The organism is Shewanella sp. SG41-4, assembly GCF_014164505.1.
In the GTDB taxonomy this organism is placed as follows: Bacteria; Pseudomonadota; Gammaproteobacteria; order Enterobacterales; family Shewanellaceae; genus Shewanella.
This window is the reverse complement of the sequence record NZ_JACJFI010000622.1, coordinates 1-1235: the sequence shown is the minus strand read 5'-3', so window position 1 is coordinate 1235 and position 1235 is coordinate 1. Positions and strand designations below refer to the sequence as shown.

The window sequence follows — 1235 nt, the reverse complement described above, 5'->3', positions numbered from 1 at the left end:
ACCTATAATAACGGCAGTACTTACCGATGATTACCATCCTCCTGTTTGCCCTACAAAACCGTTACACGTCGACAGCTGACTCCAAGCACGCTGACTTTGTGAAAAAGCATCCTGTTTACCGTCATCAACCTCACACAAAATCAATTTTGCTATCGTCAAAATGGCTCCTAATATTGATGGTTCATGGGTCAACATGGTCTTTCAAACGAGTATTTAATTATCTAAAACTCAACCAATTGGAAAACATATATCTTTATATTGTTGGAGTAATCATAACAGGCTATGTTATTGATTATAAATTAGTAGCTATATTTTTTGGAAGTTTAAAACTAATAATTAAAGGTAATGATATGCGGCAATCTTTATGGATGATTTACAATATACCTAGAATAGACCATACCTATGAAAGGACTGTGGTGCTTAATGGTGAAACTATCACTTTATGCTTTACTAATTATGAATCTATAAAAAATCTACCAAATCCTTTCAGTGATTGGATCGAAAACAAAATTATCAAACCAGGATTGTGGATATCGTCAAGAGATCCCTTTCCGGTGAACTGTGGATTTGTGGTTACAAAAAATAAATGCTCAGAAGATAATCAGGACTATATATGCAAACTAATATCACTGAGTTTGAGCTTAGTTTTACCTCCACCGGTGCATATCTCACATCCCGGGCAATACCTAAATGATGGAACCATTGTTAATCCAAGTTGGGGTAATATACCAACGCCAAATAGAGTTTGGAATCAATGCTTCGATGAAAATGATATTGATAATATCATAGGGCTACTTGGCCGTTTCAATCAAAAAATAAATATCAGATATCCACATTTTGACGAGGTGTTGAAACTAGCATCAATTAACAATGTGCTTATTGAAACTCTAGGATTGTGGGCTTTTGTTGAAGGATTTTGGAATTATTCAAAAGGTAAGAGCTCACTAGAAAAATCATTTGCGAATCTCCTCACAACAGATCGTTTCCCTAACATGGGGAAGAGAGATCCTGATGTAAATAGGTTGAAACAAAGTATTAAGGACCAAAACTTAAAGCTAGGTGCTAATAATTTTAGTGAATTGCGAAATATTATTGCGCATGGCTCCTATGTTGAGCGAGAAAACTCATGGACTACTCAGCAGTGGGAGGCTATATATGCCCAGCGTGATTTACTGTTAGAAACGATATTGATGGCATTAGTTGAGTATAATCTCAGGAGTACATAACTTTATTTT

At 35.5% G+C, this 1235-nt stretch carries 1 protein-coding gene; it reads left to right on the top strand.

Annotated features, from left to right (window positions below):
- Positions 1-26 precede the first annotated feature (26 nt).
- Positions 27-1226, top strand: coding sequence for a hypothetical protein (locus tag H5202_RS22760; RefSeq protein WP_259397453.1), 1200 nt, complete (start codon positions 27-29; stop codon positions 1224-1226).
- The last annotated feature ends 9 nt before the right edge of the window (positions 1227-1235 follow it).